The organism is Micromonospora craniellae, assembly GCF_014764405.1.
Taxonomy (GTDB): domain Bacteria; phylum Actinomycetota; class Actinomycetes; order Mycobacteriales; family Micromonosporaceae; genus Micromonospora; species Micromonospora craniellae.
This window is the reverse complement of record NZ_CP061725.1, coordinates 3,579,939-3,596,670: the sequence shown is the minus strand read 5'-3', so window position 1 is coordinate 3,596,670 and position 16,732 is coordinate 3,579,939. Positions and strand designations below refer to the sequence as shown.

Here is a 16,732-nt window from a genome sequence, read left to right as displayed (position 1 = left end):
CCCGGCCGCAGCCAGCCTCGCGAGCGGACGTGAGGAACATGTCAGGTCGATGGGCCTCCCGGCAGGGCATCGACGGAGGGTCACGCCGGGCTCAGCTCTGGGTGATCACCGGGTCCGCGGCGAGACTCTCGGTGCGTTGACCGATTAGGGTACGCAGACGATCCGCGTCGTCAGTCACGGTCTGCGCGTCCTGCCCGTCGACACTCGACAACACCTCGGTGATGCCGTCGAGCGCCGCCAGGGCCGCGCCGTCGGCGTAGACCTGCCGATAGAGCTCGCGGTACGCGTCCTCGTACACCTGCGTGAACGTCTCCCTGGCGAGGAAGCGTTCCTTGAGGAGGTGACCGCCGCCACCACCGGGTCCAGCACCACCCGGGCCACCACCACCGGGCCCACCGTCACCGCGCCCAGCGTTGTCAGGCCGACCGTTGCCGGGCCCAGCGTCGCCGGGCCCGCCGGTGTCGGGACGGCCCGCACGGTCCGGCCTCGCGTCCGGGGTATCGGCGGCGACAGCCGGCGGATCTGTTCCCGGGGCGGTGAAGCCCGGAGGGGCCGCGCCTTCGTTCTCGGCATCCTGCTGGCCGGTCATCGGGCGGGTGGCACCCCCGCCCCGGAAACCACCACCGAGGCGCCCCTGCTCGTGCGGGCCCTGACCGGCGTCACCGCTGAAGGTGAGGTTGTAGTCCCAGCCGACCACGGTGAACTTTTTGCTGGTCAGGTCGTACCAGAGGTAGTAGTTGCGACCCGGACCGGACATGTCGTCGAAGTTGAGCAGCAGGTTCTGCCAGGCCACGTAGCGGGCGAAGGACTCCACGTCGACCCGGTCGGCGAGCTGTTCGTCGAACTCGGTGTCGCTCTGGCAGTACTTCGACATCCGGACGATCGACAGGTTCGCCCGGGCGGCCAGGTCGGTGAGCCAGTACGGCACCCGCTCGTTGGCCTTGATCTCCACCACGGCGAGCGTGGCCGGCACGATGAGGCGGTTCTCCGCCTCGGCGCCCAGGTGGAAGTCGCGGTCCCGGCCGCGTACCCGATGGTCGATGGTGACTCGCAGGCCGACGTCGGAATCCCGTCCGACGAACGCCTCCCGCTGGTATCCGGTCATCGCGACCGGACGCAGGTCCAGTCCGCAGACCAGCTCCAGCACCTCTTCGAGGAAGGCCCGCTGGTCGGGATGGTGCGCGACCATCTCCCGGCGGTCGCAGAAATCACGGGCCAGGCGGTACGGCAGGGCGACGCGACGCTTCTGGGTGACCCGGTTGACCCGTTGCTTGATCTCGACGTGCACGATGCTGTCGTCGGTGATCGTGGAACGGTCGCCGTAATGGCGCACCCGCAGTTTGCGCCGGAACCGGAGACCTTCGATCTTCTCCCAGTAGAAGCGCAGTCGATCGGTGTCGTAGTAGACGCTCCACACGCCGTACCCGGCCCGGTCGCCATGACTGTCGCGACCCATTCGCGCGTCCAGTTCGGCACGCAGCGCCGGCACGTCACCGACCGGCACCACGTATTTGACCTCGTACCGATTGAACGCGTGCAATCGGCTCGGTGCGCGGAGGGCGTGGCCGGCCTGATCGTCGCGGTCCGCAGCCGGGCCGGGCCCGACGATCGGTGCCGACGGCGTACGCGTTGTGGGACGGGCGGGTGCCCGGTTGCGCCAGGTGAGCATGGGATGTTGGCCGATCCGTAGGCGTCAGATGCCAACGAATACCAACAGGCGTACCTATGAACGGGCTTTGATTCTCGGATGAACCCCCGGTGAACGACGTCGGCGTCACCACACCGGTGACGCCGACGTCGTCCGTGTTCGTTACGGGGTGACCACCCGGCCGCCGAAGGTCACGACCAGCCGGCCGTCGGAGGCGAAGGACCAACCCAGCGCCCCCGAGTACGACGAGCACCGGGACCCGTTGGTGCCGGACCAGAACTGGTTCGAGCTGTCGGAGTTGCCGATGATCCGGTCGTTCGAGCCGCTGTTGCACGAGGTGTTGTTCCGGAACACCGATGAGCCGCCGTCGAAGTTGAAGTTGCGCTCGGTGTTGCCGATGTTGGCGTTGTTCGACACCGTCATCGTGCCGGGGTTCCGGTTGTAGGTGAACCCGTGCTTGCCGTTGTCGTACGCGATGTTGCCCCGGATGGTGTGGTTCACCGCGATGTCCTCACCACCGAGCTTGAAGCCGTTGCGGTCACCGTTGCCGGCCTGACCACCGTTGCTCAGGGTGCCGTTGCCGAAGGCGAGGGAGGACTCGATGGTCACCGCGCCGATCGCGCCGGTGTCGCTCTTGGTGTAGAGGTCGTACCCGTCGTCGATGTTGTTGTGGGCGACCGTGTAGCGGAAGACGTTGCCGGAGCCGACGGTCAGCTTCGGGGCGAACCCGTCGGCGTCCTCACCGTCGGAGTCCACGTTGTCGTGCGACACCGTGCTCACCACGAGGTTGTTCGAGGGCCACTGGTCGCGGGGCGCGTTGGCGATCAGCCGCGAGAGCTGGAGCCCGGAGTCCCGGTTGTGGCGGGTCACCACCCGCTCGACGATGTTGTTGTTGCCGGCGAGCAGGATGCCGTTGTCCCCGGCCCGCTCGACGACGATGCCTCGGACGTGCCACCACGACCCGCCCATTTGGAGCCCCCGGTTCGCCGGGTCCTCGCTCTGCGCCGAGAAGTTCAGGATCGGGGTCTCTCCCGCGTACGCGAAGATGTTCTTGCGGGCGCTCGACGTGCCGTTGTTGCCCTGGGCGATGGTGATGGTCTGCGAGTGGCGGTAGGTGCCGCCGCGCAGGAAGATCGTCCCGCCCGCGGTGATCCGGGTGATCGCGGAGGTGAGCGTCGTCGGGCTCGCCAGCGTTCCGGGCGCGCTGTCGGTGCCGGTCGGCGCCACGTACAGCGTGTTCGACGAGGGCGGCGGGGTGGTCGGCGGAGGCGTAGTCGGCGGCGGGGTGGTCGGCCCGGTCGTCGGCGGAGGCGTCGTCGGCGGGGTCGTCGTGCCGGAGGCGTACGTCTCGAACTCGGCGACCCTCGGCGTGCCGCTCGCGCTGGTGATCTCAAAGTTGATTTTGCGCAGCGAGGTGGCGGCGAAGGTGATGCTCCCGGCGCCGGTGCCGCTGGCCAGGGTGGCGCCGGTGTCGTTGTTGACGAGTCGCCAGGCGCCGATGACTCCGACCGCGCCGGACGCCTCGCGGATGGTGACCGAGCCGACCGTGGTGGCGGAGCCCCACTTGACCGAGATGCGGCCGGTCGAGCCGGACGGCGACCAGTATGTGCTCACGTTGTCGTCGATCACGTTGCCGTAGCTGGTGCCGCTGCCCTTGCTGGAGCCGTCGGCGCCGGCACCGATGCTGAGGTTGGTCGCGTTGGCGACGACCGAGGCGGCGACGAGGCCGTCCGCCGCACCCGACGCGCGGGTGACCGGCAGCGCCGCAGCCACCACGGCCGCCGCGACCACGGCGGTGCCGCCGGCCAGAAGCCTGTGTCGCACTGTGGTTCTCACTGTTGGACTCCTCGTTGGTGAGCGCGGCGCGAGACACTTCCTGCACAGTCCGACACCGCAGGTGACTGAGTTTCGAAAGCCCTCGAACTGGCGATAGAGCGAAACATCGATGTAATCTCAGGCTAGGAAAGCGCTTACTCGCGGCGCAATAGTAGAGATGTGCAGGTTTGTTGCAAAATCTCGGAGTTGTCCGCTAGTCACGGAAGATCGCGGCAGACCGGCCACCACCCATGCCCGAACCTCAACCTGTCCATGCCGTACAGCCTGTACGACATGCCTTAGACCGTCCTACCCGTATCGCACGCCCTGGCAGTTCGGCCCATTCATAAGGTCCGCACATGGTTGACGAGATGTCCCCGGTGGCGTTCTACGTTCAGCTCGCAGACCTCCTCGCCAAGCAGATCGAGGAGGGCAAGCTCAAGCCGCGTCAGCCGCTCCCGAGCGAGGCCACCTTGCAGCAGGAATACGGCGTGGCGCGTGGGACCGTCCGCGCAGCGATGCGCCTGTTGCGGGATCGCGGACTCGTCGTCACGTTCACCGGTCGCGGCACCTACGTCGCCGACAAGTCCTGACTCAGCGACTCGGCATTCCCGCGCAGGCCCACCCGGGCCACCCCACACGAGGCAGCCCGCCCAACGTCACCCCCACGAAGCAGCCACCCGCACGCTGCCGCTTCCGGCGTGCGGGTGGCATCTCGCCTCGTCGATCATGGAGTTGTGGCTAGAGTTTCGGCCTGATTCACCTTTTCGCGGTGACCACAACTCCATGATCGCCGAATGCGTCTCGCCGTGCGGGCAGGGCGTGCGGGCGACGGCGGGGCGGGGCGGCCAGGGTGTGCGGGGGCGGGAGAGACGCGGGCTCAGGCGTTGGCCACGGACTTGCGGATCGTGTCGCGGGACCGGGTCACCTGCTGGCGCAGCTCGTCCAGGTCCACGCCGACGAGCTGCCCGTTCCGCTTGCGTACCTGGCCGGCGACCACGACGGTCTCGATGTTGCGGGGGTCGGCCCCGAGCACCAGCGTGCCGACCGCGTCGTTGAGCGGCATCGTGTTGATGTCGTCGGCGGCGACCACCAGCAGGTCCGCCTGCTTGCCGGGAGTGAGGGAACCGGTGACGTCGCCGAGTCCGTTGGTCCGGGCACCCTGCGTCGTGGCGAAGTCCAGCACGTCGCGGGTGGTGATCCGGTCCGGCGCGGTGTCCCCGCCGTATGCGGCGTTCACCGCACGCATCCGCTGGATGGCGTGCAGGGTACGCATCTGCGTGAACATGTCGCTGGCCAGCGCCACCTCCACGTCGATGCTGAGTCCGGGCCGGATACCGACGGCCAGCGCCTCGTCGATCGCGGGTACCGCCGTCTCCAGGCCGATCTGCGCCTCGGAGGTCGGTGCCAGCGACACAGTGACCCCCGCGTCGCCCATCGCCTGCCACGCCTGCACGGTGAGGCCCGTGGCGTGGATCAGGGTCAGATCCGGGCCGAGCAGCCCGTCGGCGGCCCAGCGCAGGATCGCCGCCGACGACGGCACGCCGAACACCGCGTCCACGCTGACACCGAGGTCGAGATCACGGGCGACGGCCGCCAGCTCCGGCCCGTAGGCCAGGGCCGGACCGGCGATCTCGTCGGTGGCCAACGCCGCCAGGCGCAGGGTCACCAGCCCGCCGTTCGCTCCCTGGTACGCCCCACACAACCGGGCCAGGTCGCCGGGCCACTGGCGGTCCCACTCACCGAAGTGCGGTCCCATGGACGCGTGTACGCCCCGGATGCCGGTGTCGACCAGCGCCTGGATCGCCGCGTCCGAGTGCGCCGCCGTCCGGGAGTTGTGCGAGAAGTCGAGCATCGTGGTGATACCGGCGTCCAGGGCGGTGAGCGCGGCGAGCCGGGTGCCGACGTACATGTCGTGCGGCGTGTACGCGGGCGCGATCCCGGCCAGCGTCGACATCACGTACGCCCCCAGGTCGGTCACGTCCGGGATGCTGCGGCGCATCTGCGCCTGCCAGGCGTGCCGATGGGTGTCGACGAACCCGGGACTGACGATCCGGCCGGTCGTGTCGATCATGGTCGCGCCCGCCGCCTCCGGATGCGAACGCAGGTCCGGGCCGACCGCGACGATCCGGTCCTCGCGGACCAGCACGTCACCCCGTACCAGGTCGCCGATGGCCGGGTCCATGGTGACGACCGTGCCGCCGCTGAACACCATCATCGGGCTCTCCCTTCGCAGTCTGCGCCTCACCGGCGGCGCAGGACGTAACCGGCGTGGTACAGCACCCCGTCGGTGAACCGGCCGTACGCCCAGAAGCCCAGATCGTCGCGGTAGACGATCCGATCGCCGTTGATCCAGAACGCCCCCTGGTACGCGTGCGGTCGGCCACCCCGCGTCTCGTCGTACCGGCCGTCGGCGGTGAGTTCCTGGTGCAGGAAACCGGTCTCGTCGATCCACATGCCCAGGTAGGGGCTCTCGACCGATCGCGGTCCCGGCTCGGGCTCGATCGGGGCGGGCGTGACTCGGCGGCCGTTGGCCAGCGCGATCTCGCCGTCGACGACGATCGCGGCGGCCTGCTCCGGACGCCAGATGATCACCTCCAGGACGGACCTGCCGGAGGTCGGGCCGGCGACCAGGGCGAAGGTGGCGGGGTTTCCGGGGGTGAGCGCGCCGACCCGGTCGGCCGGACGAACGCGCAGGCCGGCGACGGCGACACCGTCCACGACCGCGGGCACGATGGTCAGGCCGGTGCAGTCGATCACGATCGCGCCATCGTCCTCGGCGGCGGTGTGCAGGCCGGTGCCGACCGCGACGATCTCGTTCGTACCGACCAGCAGGTCGGCGGCGGGGAAGTCACCGATCACCGGGGCGAGCGTGTGGATGGCGGCGTTGACGAACATCAGTGGGCGGTGCCGGTCACCGGTGTTCCCGGCGATCTCCGCCAGTACCGCCTCGTCGAGCATCGGGCTGCTCATGGCGTACCTCCTGGGGTTGGTTCGTGCTCCCACCGTCACCGGAGGCGGAGTCGGCAGCCAGGCCGGACCGAACCAGGGTGTGACGCACCCTGCCGGGCCGGAGCCCGCACGATTACCGTTGGTGGCATGCCGACGACCGCGCTCGGGGCGTTCCTCACCGCTCGACGCGCCCGGTTGACGCCGGGCGACGTCGGCCTCGTGTCCAGTGGCACCCGGCGCGTCGCCGGGCTGCGCCGCGAAGAGGTCGCGGTGCTGGCCGGGGTGAGCGTCGACTACTACACCCGGCTCGAACAGGGCCGGGAGCGCAACCCGTCGTCGTCGGTGCTGGCCGCGGTGGCCCGGGCGCTCGACCTCGCGCCGGACGCCCACGACCATCTCTTCCGGCTGGCCGGGCTCTCACCCGGCAGTACGCCGACCCCCGCCCGACCGCAGGTCGGGCAGAGCCTGCGGGAACTGCTCGACGCCTGGCCGGACACCCCGGCCGTGGTCATCGACCGGCGACTCGACCTGCTGGCTGGCAACACGCTGGCCGACGCGTTCTACGCGGACTTCACCGAGGCGGACAACCTCGTCCGGATGACCTTCCTCGACCCGGCCGGTACGACGTTCTTCGCCGACTGGCGTCGTGCCGCCGAGGCGTGCGTGGCGAACCTGCGCCTGGCCCTCGGCCACGACCCGCACGACCGGCGGGCGCGGGAACTGGTCGAGGAGATGGGTGCCGCGAGCCCGGAGTTCCGCAGGCTGTGGGGGCGGCACGACGTGCAGGGCAAGACGCACGAGGCGAAGACGTTCCGGCACGACGCGGTGGGCGAGCTGACCCTGTCGTACCACGCGTTCGACGTACGGGACGCGCCCGGCCAGCAGTTGATCGTGTACCGGGCGGAGCCGCACAGCCGCAGCGCCGAGGCACTGCGGCTGCTGGGCACCCTCGCCGTCAGCCGTTGGCTCCACTGACCCCGGACTCGTACCGCCGATTCACGGCAGTTCGATGCGCTCGACGAGTTCCCGCACCGCGATCATGTCCAGAAAGGCGTGGCACCGCACCTGAGGATCGACGACAGCCGGTCCAGGATCGGTGCCGAACCCTCTGTCAGGAACTCGGCCTTGGAGGTGTACGCCCGCCGGCTGTGCTGCTTCGCACTGTCCTTCATCAGCGTTCCTCCCTCGCTTGCCGGTGCGCGTCGCTGCCCTCGCGATAGAAGACGTATCCCGCGTGATGCAGCACGTCTCCGTCGAAGGTGCCGTCCGCGCTGAAACCGGTGTCGTCGACGTACTCGATCCGGGTCCCGATCACCTGGTAGGAACCCGTGTAGGCGCTCTCCCGCTCGCCCCGGGCCTCGTCGTACCGGCCGTTCGGCAGCAGCATCTGCCGGATGTGGCCGTCGGCCGTCAACCACATCCCGACGTACGGGTGCGGTGACACGTCACCGGTGCCCGCCGGTGGCGTCGCAGTCGGTGGCGTCGCAGTCGGGGCGGCAGGCGCCGAAGGCGTGGACTCCGACCGGCCGTGCTGCGCCGCGTCGTCGGACGCGACACCACCGCTGCCTGCCTCGGCGGAACAACCCGCGAGCAACAGGACGCCGCATGTCGCGCTGAACAGGGTCCCGAGTCTCGAATTCGCCATGTCGACCACGGTAGGTATCCCGCCCGCCGACAGCCTGGTCCCAGTACTCCCAGGAAGAACGCCCTCCAGTATCACCTGTCGTAGCGCCGTAGCTCTCGCGTCAGGGTCGGGATCATCACCGCCGCAGGGACGAGGTGCAGCCCGAGGAGGGCGGCGCGGGCGGCGACGTTCGCCCCGGTGAGGAACGGCGGGCACCGGGACCGGACTACTACTCCGTGCCGTCCATCGGCAGGGACGTCGGCAGACCGAGACGCGGGAACTGGTCGTCGTGGAACGTGATGATCTCGGTGATCGCCCCGCCGCTGATGCGCAGGACATCGATGGTCAGCGGCAGGTACGCGCTTCCCCCCTCCCGCCGGTGATAGAAGGCGACGGCCGGCTGCCGGTTCACCGAGGTGGGGACGGCACGCAGGTTCGTCATGTCCTCGAAGCCGTTCTCGACCCAGTCCTTCACCACCGTGTCACGGCCGACGTACAGGCCGGGCGTGGGCGGCATCGAGCAGCGGACATCCTCCCGCAGCAGCGCGGTGAGCCCGCCGATGTCGATGGCCACGCTGGCGTCGGTGTAGCGGCGTACCAGCTCGCGCGTCCCGGCGTCCTCCTCGCCGCCGGTCCAGTCCTGGCGCTCGGCGGGCAGGTGCTCCCGCATGCCGGCGCGGGCCCGCTGCAACGCGCTGTTCACCGAGTTGACGGAGTCCCCCAGGAGCTCCGCGACGTCCTTCGCCGGCCAGCCGAGCACGTCCCGCAGGATCAACACGGCCCGCTGGCGCGGCGCGAGATGCTGGACCGCGACCAGGTACGCCAGCTCGATCGTCTCCCGCGCGACGGCGGCGGCCTCCGGCTCGTCCGCGCCACCGGCGGCCAGCTCGTCGAGCAGCCGGTCCGGGTAGGGCTGTAGCCACCGCACCTCGCCGCCGGTCGCCGGCTCGGGGCGGCGCTTGGCGAGCAGGTCCAGGCAGGCGTGGGTGGCGATCCGGTACAGCCAGGCCCGGAACGTCGACCGCCCCTCGAAGGTCTCCCGCCGCCGCCAGGCACGGAGGAACGTTTCCTGCACGGTGTCCTCGGCGTCCTCGAACGACCCGAGCATCCGGTAGCAGTGCACGTGCAGCTCCCGCCGGTGCCGCTCCGCCAGCCCCGAGAAAGCCGACTCGTCGACCTCACCCAGACCGCTCATGCCCAGCTCCTCCAGCCGTACGTCCGCATTCCTCTCGTCATCCTTCTGCCTCGTCGTGTCCCGACGTAGGTATGACGGGCGCGGGCGCGACAACTCATCACCAGGGCCGGCCGGTACGGCGTGCCTCGGGCGTGGCTATGCCGGGCCGAGTCGCTTCACGAGAGCGCGACCGCGTGGTGAGAGCTGGTAGCCCGTACCCAGGCTCTCGGTCAGGCCCAGCTCCTTGAGCTTGCGGACGTCACGCTTGAACACCTCGGTGCCGGGATAGCCCGCCAGCTCGGCCAACTCGGCGGCGCGTCGGGCCGGGTGTTCGGCGATGATCGCCAGGACGTCGCGGGTCCACCCACCACGGCTGGCTGCCTGGTCGAGCCGGTCCAGCCGCGCGGCGATCGTGGCGACCTCGTCCGAGCTGAGCTGATCCTGGACGCGCAGTGCCTCCCTCGGATCCGACCCTGCGTAGCCGACCTCGATGCGGAACAGCGGCAGCTCGTCGCGTGCCGGCAGGTCAGCGCGCAGAGCCGCGCCGGAGGGGTAGCCGGCCCGCCGCGCCTCGGCGTCGGAGACCGCACTCGCCTCCACCTCGCGGATTGAGAAGACCTCGACGACGCCGATCGCGGTACGGATCCGGCTGCCCTGCCGGATCCGCGCCTGCCGCCAACGGCGGAACGCCAGCGAGACCCTGCCCTACTGGATTCCGTCGAGGATGTCGTTACGGAACAGCACTGGCGCCTGCCTCTACCGAAAGCCCCACGCGGTCCGCCCCCTCTCGGCGTGCCGGCTCCGCCGGCCCGATCCGCCACCGTCAAGCCGACCAGTACCGCACGAGAATTGCAACAGCGACACCACCCGCCGTACGCCATCGGCAGGGTGGACTGTCGCCCGCTTACGTTTGTCGAGATCAATGTTTGCGCTCACAAGTTCCACCAGGGCACCCGGTGGCGACTACTGCAACCAGGCCCGCCAGGCTGGGCAGAACATCGCCTGGGATGACACCACGCTCACCCTTCAAGGGCACGCTACGGGAGTTCCGCCCCGGTACGTTCCAGGTGCAGAACAGCGGCCCGACCACGGTCTACACCGACGTCTACGGCCGTAACGCCTCCAGCACACCGTTCGCCGGCTCCATCCGGCAGTACTTCTCCGGCAACCAGAGCAGCACCATGTACGTCCGTGGCGCCACCAGGGACTGGTCTGCCAGCGGGGTACGCGCACCGAACTAAGACCTGTTTCACAAGAAGTGGGGCTGGCCTCGTCGTCGATCGAAGCCAGCCCCCCGCTGTGAGGTCCTCCGTCAGCTCAGGACTGGACGTCGGCCCGAGCGACCTGCTGGTCCGGTGGTTCGAGGAGGCGTTGCAGCAGCAGCAGGCCGTTCTTGATGTCGGCGCTTCCGTCGAGCAGCCATTGGGTGCTGAGGCCGTCGGCCGCCGCGAGGACGAGTGAGGCCGCTTCTGGCAGAGGGATGTCCGAGCGTACGGTGCCGGCCTCCTGGCCTTCGGCGAGAAGTTCCGTGATGTTGCCTCGCAGCTCGGCGTACCGCTCGGAGAAGTGGGCGCGTGAGTGGTCGTTGCCGGCTTCCAGCGCGTGGGCCACCATGCTGTTCAGCAGTGCCATCAGCCCTGGTGTCCGCAGACTGTGCTCGGTCGAGCGGTGGATCAGGTCGACGAAGGTGCCGTCTCCGACGTCCCGGGCGTCGAGGAAGCGACGGTCGTACTCCCGCAGCACCTCGATGAAGAGTTGCTCGCGGGTGCCGAAGTGGTGCTTGAGCACCGGGTGGGTCACGCCGATCGCCTCACCGATGGCGCGCAGCGAGGTGCCCTCGAATCCCAGCCGGTCGTAGACCGCCAACACCTCGTTGATGATCTGCTGCCGCCGGGCGAGTCCCTTGGCGTATGGGCCTCGCTTCGACGTACCCTCCTGCCGGGCGGGCGGGACGGCCCGTGGGTCCCGGTCGGTCATGGCATACCTCCACAGCGATCGGCGGGCCGGTGCGCCGCCTGTTCGATCCTATGACCAGTCCCCGCCCTGGCCGACGTGTCGATTCGGCCAGGGCGAGGGGGCGATGACGTCGAGGCGCGCGCCTAGCGTGCGGCGAGGTGACGTGCGAGCGATTCGCCCTCCACATCCAGGGTCGGGACGACCTTGTTCATCCAGCGCGGCATCCACCAGATCCGCCGGCCGAGGATGAGCATGGTGGCGGGGACGATCAGCATGCGGACCAGGAACGCGTCGACGAGCACGCCGATGGCCAGGGCGAAACCGATGGTCTTGAGGATGATGTCGTCGGTGAGGGTGAAGCCCGCGAACACGCCGACCATGATGAGCGCTGCGGCGGCCACGACGCGGGCACTGTGCGTGAAGCCGTCGATGACCGCTTGACGCGCTGGGACGCCGTGGACGTACGCCTCTCGCATGCGGGTGACGAGGAAGACCTCGTAGTCCATGGCCAGGCCGAACAGGATGCCGGTGAGGAGGATCGGCAGCAGGAACAGGACCGGGCCGCTGGCGTCGAGACCGACGAGTTCGTTGAGCCAGCCCCACTGGAAGACCGCGACCGTCGCTCCCAGGGAGACGCCGACGGAGAACAGGAAGCCGAGCGCGGCCTTGACGGGCACCCAGATCGAGCGGAACACCGCGATGAGCAGGATGAGGGCCAGCCCCACGACGACGGCGAGATAGAGCGGGAACACCTCGGTCAGTTCGTTGGAGATGTCGACACCGACCGCAGTGACGCCGGTGATCAGGGCGCGGGCCCCGTTCTGGTCCGGCAGGACCGACAGCGTGTCCCGAATGTCCGCGACGAGTTCCTTGGTCGACTGGTCGGACGGTCCGGAGCGGGGGATCACCGTGAGGGTCGCGTACTGTGCCGTGTCGAGTTGCCGCATGAATGCCTGCTGCGCCTCCGGGCTGTCGCTGATGATGGCCGGGATCACGGCGGCGACGTTGGAGTCGTTCTCGGCCGCCATCGTCTGCAGCATCTCGGTGGCGGTCGCGACTGCGGCGGCCGGGTCCGGGGCTTGCGCGGTGTCGATGACGATCAGCAGCGGCCCGTTGGCTCCGGCACCGAAGTTCTCGTCGATGAGGTCGTAGGCGACACGTACGTCGCTGCCTGCGGGCTTGGTGCTGTCGTCCGGAAGCGCGAGTTGCAGGGAGGCCACCGGGATGGAGGCCACGGCGGCGACCGCGATCCCGGCGACGAGCGCGGGCCAGCGGACGCGGGCAAGGCCCTCGACCCAACGGCGTCCGAGAGTACGCGGCTCGCCGGAACTCTGGTCGGCGCCGGTGCCCGCGGCGATGGCGGCGGTGCGCTTGTTCACGACGCGAGCGCCGGCGAAACCGAGCAGTGCCGGCAGCAGGGTGAGCGCGATGAATACGGCGAGAGCGACGGTGAACGCAGCACCCAGGCCCATCTCGGTCAGGAATCCGATGCCGCACAGGGCGAGGCCGACGAGGGCGATGACGACCGTGAGGCCGGCGAACACCACGGCGGAGCCTGCGGTGCCGACAGCGCGGCCGGCCGCCTCCTCCAGCGGGCGCCCCTGGCGGATCTCGGCCTGGTAGCGGGACAGGATGAACAGCGCGTAGTCGATGCCGACCGCCAGCCCGAGCATCGTGCCGAGCGCGGGGGTCGTGGTGCTGAGCTCGACGAAGCCGGTGAGGGCAGCGATGGCGGCCGTACCGATCCCGACGCCGATCAGCGCGGTGAGCAGCGGCATCCCGGCCGCGACGAGCGACCCGAGGGTGAGGGCCAGCACCACGAAGGCGATGGCGATGCCGATCAGCTCGGCCAACGCTCCGCCGATCTCCACGCCGAGTACGTCTCCGCCGACGGTGGCCGTCAACCCGGCCTGCTCGGCGACGTCACGGGCAGCTTCGAGGGCCTCGCGATCCGCTGACGACAGATCGGCCGCGCTCCGGGCGTAGCTGACCGAGGCGAAGCCGGTGCGCCCGTCCTCGGAGATGGCCCCCGCCTCGAACGGGTCGACGATCGACAGTACGTGTTCCGTCCTCAGCGCCGCGAGCGAGTCGGCCACGGCCTGCTGGTTGGCCGGGTCTGCAAGCGTCTCGCCGTCCGGGGCCTGGAACACCACCCGCGCCGTCGCGCCGTTCGGCACGGCCTCGGGATCCCGCTCCCTGATCAGGTCGAACGCCTGCGTCGACTCGATGCCGGACAACTCGAAGCCGTCATTCGTCTTTTCTGACAGGGTCGCCGCACCGAGCGCGACGGTGAGGAGCAGCAGGGCCCAGATTCCCGTCACGGTCCAGCGGCGTCGGAACGACCAGCGCCCGAGCCTGAACAACTGCCATGCCATGACGTCTCCTCCTACGTGTCGGCAACAAGGTCCCGCTGTGGCTGCCTCGTTCGGCTTCAGCCGGCGGAAGCACGCCACGCGATCGCTTGCACCAGACAGTAGCTTGAAAATGTCCGGGTGGATATTTTTGTGGCCGTCGTCATAGGAACGAGCCGGCGGCGCACCACCGGCCCAGTCACCGCTCGCGGCCCTTTGACCACCTGGACAGCGGGCGCGGTCTGGCTAACATCCCGGAGGTGACTCAGGACAAGAGCGCTGATCGCCACCGCCTGCCGGGACATCGCCCGCGCCGAGGAGGCTCCGGCACCCGGCCGGCCGGTCGCCACTGAGCGACGGCGGGCAGCATGAACCGGATGTCCACCGAAGCCGCCCCGTCGGCGAGCCAGCCGGTCCGCCGACGGTGCTCGCTTGTCACTCCACACCCCACACGAAACGAGAGGCGTCCGACGCACTAGCATTGCCGCGGTCCGTGGCGGCTGAAACGAGGCGAGATGCGTTGGCTCCGGCAGTTGCTGGGTAGCAGGCGAGTCCAGCTCGATCCAGAGCGGCAGCAGGCACTGCTGCGGGACGTCCGACACCGGTACGGCGCCGGCTCGCCGGTCCGGTTTCCGGAACAGGTCGAAGCGATCACCCGAGTGCTGGACGACGACGACGGCCTGGTGGTAGCGGCCCGGATCGTCAGCGAATCCGCCGACGAGGCTCACGCGGACCTGCAGGCCCAAGCCCACGACGTACATCGACGGACGGGCCGGCGACTTCTGGTGCACCGCCGAAACTACCGGCCTCTGTGGAAGGAGGCCGGACCGGCGCTGCGGTGGCCCCTGTTCGCGCTGCCGAGCGGCCTCCACCCGTACGCGCAGGTGGCCGCCGCCGTCGCGGTGGTCGGCAGCCGCGCGTCCCGGCTCGACCAGGTGACCGACCCGAACCCGCTCGTGGCCCGCGTGTTCGAGGTGCTCGACCTCACCACCGTCGGCATGGAGCACGGGCAGGTCCGGGTGGACGCCAACGCCGCAGGACTGGCCGACCGACTGATCTCGACCGCCGGGCAGGTCCTCGCGGCCATCGACGACCCGCCCCGGCTACCGCCTCCGGTACGCGAGATGATGCGCCGCAACAACACCCTCGACGTCCACGATCCCGCCGGTCATCGAGTGGTCGGCGGCATCAACCTGGGCGCGCGGATGCGGGAGACTCTCCTGGTCTGAAACACCGCGACGGGAACCTGAGCACCCGGACGCGCTCGCGGTGCCCGCGATCGCTGTTTCTCTCGCGGTGTCACGATTTCAACGCCGAGGTTCCGCTGGAATAGGCGCACAGCAGTCGGCGGGGCGGTTCGGAGTGGGTTCCGGTTGTTGCGGCAGACTGGCGCGATGAGCTCCCGAAGCCAACGCCCTGCCAAGCGGGGCACCAGCGAGCCCCGTCGACGGGCCGATGTCACCGTGCTGTCCGGCCCGGATCAGGGCTGCGGCTGTCCCGATTGCTCAGCAGGCGGGCTGGATCCCGAGCAGATGTTGACTGATCTGGTCGACGACGCGTCCACCTTGGCCGAAGTCGAGGATCCGCTCGAGGCGGAGCTGACCGGTGCGTTGTTCGTGGCGATGGCACGAGCTGGCGGTGACGAGACGATGGCAGCCTTCGCCGGAGCCTTCGTGCCGGCGATCGAGGCGCGCGGCACCCGTGCCGCCCTGACTCTGCTCACCGCGATCGGTGCGGTGGCCGGTGATACCGCGGGGCCGGTCGACGAGTCCGCCCGGACATCGGCCGCACGGCTACGCGATGTCGGTGTCGCGGCGCCGTCCTGGGCGGATGATCTAGCACAGCCGCTGACCGCGGGGCCGTTCACCCGGCTGCACGACGACCACGACAGCATGTCGGTGCTGATCGGTGTCTTCCAGCGAGCCGGTCGCGAACACGCGCTCATGATCATGGTCGACAACGAGCACTGCGGGGCCGCGGAGCAGATCTACCTTCTCGCCGCCGGGGATCTACCGAACGCGGTTGCCGCGATCCATCAGGGCGCCCGGCAGGATGGGGTGAACATCAGGACCCGGAAACTCGGCGCGGCGGAGTTCCGCTGGTACGTCGAGCAGGCACTGGATGCTCGCGCCGTCCACGACGAGGAGGACGGGCCGGATGGCGTCCCTGCCGGTCTGGACCTGATCGACGACGACGGGCCGGGCTACGCCCCGCTCGCCGTGCTGACCCGCCGCCGGCTGGATGTCCTGCCGGCAGCTCGCCGGCCACGCGGTACGGTCGCCTCCGGTCACGCCACCGACCGCACCGCGATGGACGTGCTGCAACAGCTCGCCGGAATGATCGGCAGGTCCGGCGGCCCGGCCGCGTTCGGCCTGGACCTGCCTGCCCCGCGTCGATCGCAGCCGGCAAAGCTGCCGGCCAAGCGCAAGAGATCGAACGGTCCGGCACCCATCTACCAGATCAAGGTCAGCCTGCGAGGTGCCAAACCGCCGATCTGGCGCCGATTGCTGGTGCCCGGCGACATCACCCTGAACCGCTTGCACCAGGCGATCCTTGCCGCGTTCGGCTGGCACGGCGGACATCTGCACGTCTTCGACACTGCCTACGGCCAGTTCGGACGCGCCGACCGTGACCTCGGGCACCGCTCGGACGGTCCGGTCACACTGGAGCAGGTGGCACCCGCGGTCAAGGACAAACTCCGCTACACCTACGACTTCGGCGACGACTGGGAACACGAGATCCTGGTCGAGAAGTCGACGCCCGCCGACCCGGCCGCCAGATACCCGGCCTGTGTCGGCGGGCGGCGCGCGGCCCCACCCGACGACTGCGGCGGCATCTGGGGATACCAGGAGCTGGTCGAGGTGCTCGCCGACGCGAACCACCCGGAGCACCAAGAACGACTGGAATGGCTCGGCCTGGACGATGCCAGCCAGTTCACCCCGGACACATTCGATCTCCACCAGGTGAACCAACGACTCCGAGACAGCTGACGAACAGATTACGCTCGTTGGTGAGCCTGCCGCACCTGGCAGGCCCACCAACGAAAGGCGCTGTCGAACCTCGGCCGAATGCCTCTTCGCGTCAGTGTGTCCGGGTGGTTGCGGGTGCCGAAAACCTCATCCGCCCTGGTCACAGCCATCTGGGCAACCGACAGGTACAGCCCGGCTCCGGGCTGATCTCGGCGAACGGACCTCAACGATGCTCGATGCGCG

General features: G+C 69.5%; 14 protein-coding genes and 2 pseudogenes. 5 read left to right on the top strand and 11 right to left on the bottom strand.

Features of this window, described 5'->3' with window-relative positions:
- Positions 1 to 91 precede the first annotated feature (91 nt).
- Together ID554_RS31730 and ID554_RS16060 are read right to left on the bottom strand one after the other, a co-directional pair.
- Positions 92 to 1,540, bottom strand: a complete 1,449-nt coding sequence (locus tag ID554_RS31730; RefSeq protein WP_223884105.1) for a VTC domain-containing protein — start codon at positions 1,538 to 1,540, stop codon at positions 92 to 94.
- A 270-nt stretch (positions 1,541 to 1,810) separates the two neighbouring features.
- Positions 1,811 to 3,349, bottom strand: a pseudogene (locus ID554_RS16060) (cellulose-binding protein); the annotation flags it as partial.
- A gap of 473 nt (positions 3,350 to 3,822) precedes the next feature.
- Here ID554_RS16060 and ID554_RS16055 point away from each other — a divergent pair.
- Entirely contained in the window at positions 3,823 to 4,056 is a 234-nt protein-coding gene (locus tag ID554_RS16055) for a GntR family transcriptional regulator (protein WP_117229850.1), read from the top strand.
- 287 nt (positions 4,057 to 4,343) lie between these two features.
- On the opposite strand, the gene ID554_RS16050 is transcribed toward ID554_RS16055, so the two are convergent.
- Positions 4,344 to 5,681 (bottom strand): amidohydrolase family protein, encoded by a 1,338-nt coding sequence (locus ID554_RS16050; RefSeq protein WP_117229851.1) that lies wholly within the window; start codon positions 5,679 to 5,681, stop codon positions 4,344 to 4,346.
- 26 nt (positions 5,682 to 5,707) lie between these two features.
- Positions 5,708 to 6,436 carry an Atu4866 domain-containing protein gene (locus ID554_RS16045; protein WP_117229852.1) on the bottom strand — a complete coding sequence of 243 codons (729 nt, stop codon included), beginning with the start codon at positions 6,434 to 6,436 and terminating at the stop codon, positions 5,708 to 5,710.
- A gap of 126 nt (positions 6,437 to 6,562) precedes the next feature.
- Here ID554_RS16045 and ID554_RS16040 point away from each other — a divergent pair, with 126 nt between their 5' ends.
- Positions 6,563 to 7,390, top strand: a complete 828-nt coding sequence (locus ID554_RS16040; protein WP_117229853.1) for a helix-turn-helix domain-containing protein — start codon at positions 6,563 to 6,565, stop codon at positions 7,388 to 7,390.
- A 62-nt stretch (positions 7,391 to 7,452) separates the two neighbouring features.
- Here the strand turns inward: ID554_RS16040 and ID554_RS32450 are convergent, their stop codons facing one another.
- The 5 genes and pseudogenes from ID554_RS32450 to ID554_RS16025 all read right to left on the bottom strand — a co-directional run bounded on the left by ID554_RS32450 (position 7,453) and on the right by ID554_RS16025 (position 9,813).
- Positions 7,453 to 7,587 carry a hypothetical protein gene (locus tag ID554_RS32450; RefSeq protein WP_263407285.1) on the bottom strand — a complete coding sequence of 45 codons (135 nt, stop codon included), beginning with the start codon at positions 7,585 to 7,587 and terminating at the stop codon, positions 7,453 to 7,455.
- The gene (locus tag ID554_RS16035; RefSeq protein ID WP_117229903.1) at positions 7,587 to 8,060 is read right to left on the bottom strand and encodes an Atu4866 domain-containing protein; all 474 of its coding nucleotides are present in this window, start codon (positions 8,058 to 8,060) and stop codon (positions 7,587 to 7,589) included. Before ID554_RS16035 ends, ID554_RS32450 begins: the two co-directional genes overlap by 1 nt.
- 71 nt (positions 8,061 to 8,131) lie before the next feature.
- Positions 8,132 to 8,212 (bottom strand): annotated as a pseudogene (locus ID554_RS32445) (hypothetical protein); the annotation flags it as partial.
- 56 nt (positions 8,213 to 8,268) lie between these two features.
- Positions 8,269 to 9,234, bottom strand: coding sequence for an RNA polymerase subunit sigma-70 (locus ID554_RS16030; protein ID WP_117229854.1), 966 nt, complete (start codon positions 9,232 to 9,234; stop codon positions 8,269 to 8,271).
- Between the two features lie 135 nt (positions 9,235 to 9,369).
- A complete protein-coding gene (locus ID554_RS16025) occupies positions 9,370 to 9,813 on the bottom strand; it encodes a hypothetical protein (protein WP_199489258.1) in 444 nt (147 codons plus the stop codon).
- Between the two features lie 407 nt (positions 9,814 to 10,220).
- Between ID554_RS16025 and ID554_RS16020 the strand changes: the two genes are divergently transcribed.
- The gene (locus ID554_RS16020) at positions 10,221 to 10,454 is read left to right on the top strand and encodes a hypothetical protein (RefSeq protein ID WP_117229855.1); all 234 of its coding nucleotides are present in this window, start codon (positions 10,221 to 10,223) and stop codon (positions 10,452 to 10,454) included.
- 76 nt (positions 10,455 to 10,530) lie between these two features.
- Here ID554_RS16020 and ID554_RS16015 read toward each other — a convergent pair whose 3' ends face one another.
- Complete coding sequence (locus ID554_RS16015) at positions 10,531 to 11,190, bottom strand: TetR/AcrR family transcriptional regulator (RefSeq protein WP_117229856.1); 660 nt, start codon at positions 11,188 to 11,190, stop codon at positions 10,531 to 10,533.
- A gap of 122 nt (positions 11,191 to 11,312) precedes the next feature.
- Entirely contained in the window at positions 11,313 to 13,544 is a 2,232-nt protein-coding gene (locus ID554_RS16010; RefSeq protein ID WP_117229857.1) for an MMPL family transporter, read from the bottom strand.
- A 491-nt stretch (positions 13,545 to 14,035) separates the two neighbouring features.
- On the opposite strand from ID554_RS16010, the gene ID554_RS16005 reads away from it, so the two are divergent.
- Positions 14,036 to 14,749, top strand: a complete 714-nt coding sequence (locus ID554_RS16005) for a hypothetical protein (RefSeq protein WP_117229858.1) — start codon at positions 14,036 to 14,038, stop codon at positions 14,747 to 14,749.
- A gap of 165 nt (positions 14,750 to 14,914) precedes the next feature.
- On the top strand, positions 14,915 to 16,510 hold the full coding sequence (locus tag ID554_RS16000) for a plasmid pRiA4b ORF-3 family protein (protein ID WP_199489259.1): 1,596 nt from the start codon (positions 14,915 to 14,917) through the stop codon (positions 16,508 to 16,510).
- Positions 16,511 to 16,732: the final 222 nt, after the last annotated feature.

Excerpts from the sequence above, each read along its gene's own strand:
- ID554_RS16050 (WP_117229851.1), bottom strand. The coding sequence starts at position 5,681 with ATGATGGTGTTCAGCGGCGGCACGGTCGTCACCATGGACCCGGCCATC.
- ID554_RS16000 (WP_199489259.1), top strand. The coding sequence starts at position 14,915 with ATGAGCTCCCGAAGCCAACGCCCTGCCAAGCGGGGCACCAGCGAGCCC.
- ID554_RS16015 (WP_117229856.1), bottom strand. The coding sequence starts at position 11,190 with ATGACCGACCGGGACCCACGGGCCGTCCCGCCCGCCCGGCAGGAGGGT.
- ID554_RS16030 (WP_117229854.1), bottom strand. The coding sequence starts at position 9,234 with ATGAGCGGTCTGGGTGAGGTCGACGAGTCGGCTTTCTCGGGGCTGGCG.
- ID554_RS16005 (WP_117229858.1), top strand. The coding sequence starts at position 14,036 with ATGCGTTGGCTCCGGCAGTTGCTGGGTAGCAGGCGAGTCCAGCTCGAT.
- ID554_RS16045 (WP_117229852.1), bottom strand. The coding sequence starts at position 6,436 with ATGAGCAGCCCGATGCTCGACGAGGCGGTACTGGCGGAGATCGCCGGG.
- ID554_RS16055 (WP_117229850.1), top strand. The coding sequence starts at position 3,823 with ATGGTTGACGAGATGTCCCCGGTGGCGTTCTACGTTCAGCTCGCAGAC.
- ID554_RS16010 (WP_117229857.1), bottom strand. The coding sequence starts at position 13,544 with ATGGCATGGCAGTTGTTCAGGCTCGGGCGCTGGTCGTTCCGACGCCGC.
- ID554_RS32450 (WP_263407285.1), bottom strand. The coding sequence starts at position 7,587 with ATGAAGGACAGTGCGAAGCAGCACAGCCGGCGGGCGTACACCTCCAAG.
- ID554_RS16035 (WP_117229903.1), bottom strand. The coding sequence starts at position 8,060 with ATGGCGAATTCGAGACTCGGGACCCTGTTCAGCGCGACATGCGGCGTC.
- ID554_RS16020 (WP_117229855.1), top strand. The coding sequence starts at position 10,221 with ATGACACCACGCTCACCCTTCAAGGGCACGCTACGGGAGTTCCGCCCC.
- ID554_RS16040 (WP_117229853.1), top strand. The coding sequence starts at position 6,563 with ATGCCGACGACCGCGCTCGGGGCGTTCCTCACCGCTCGACGCGCCCGG.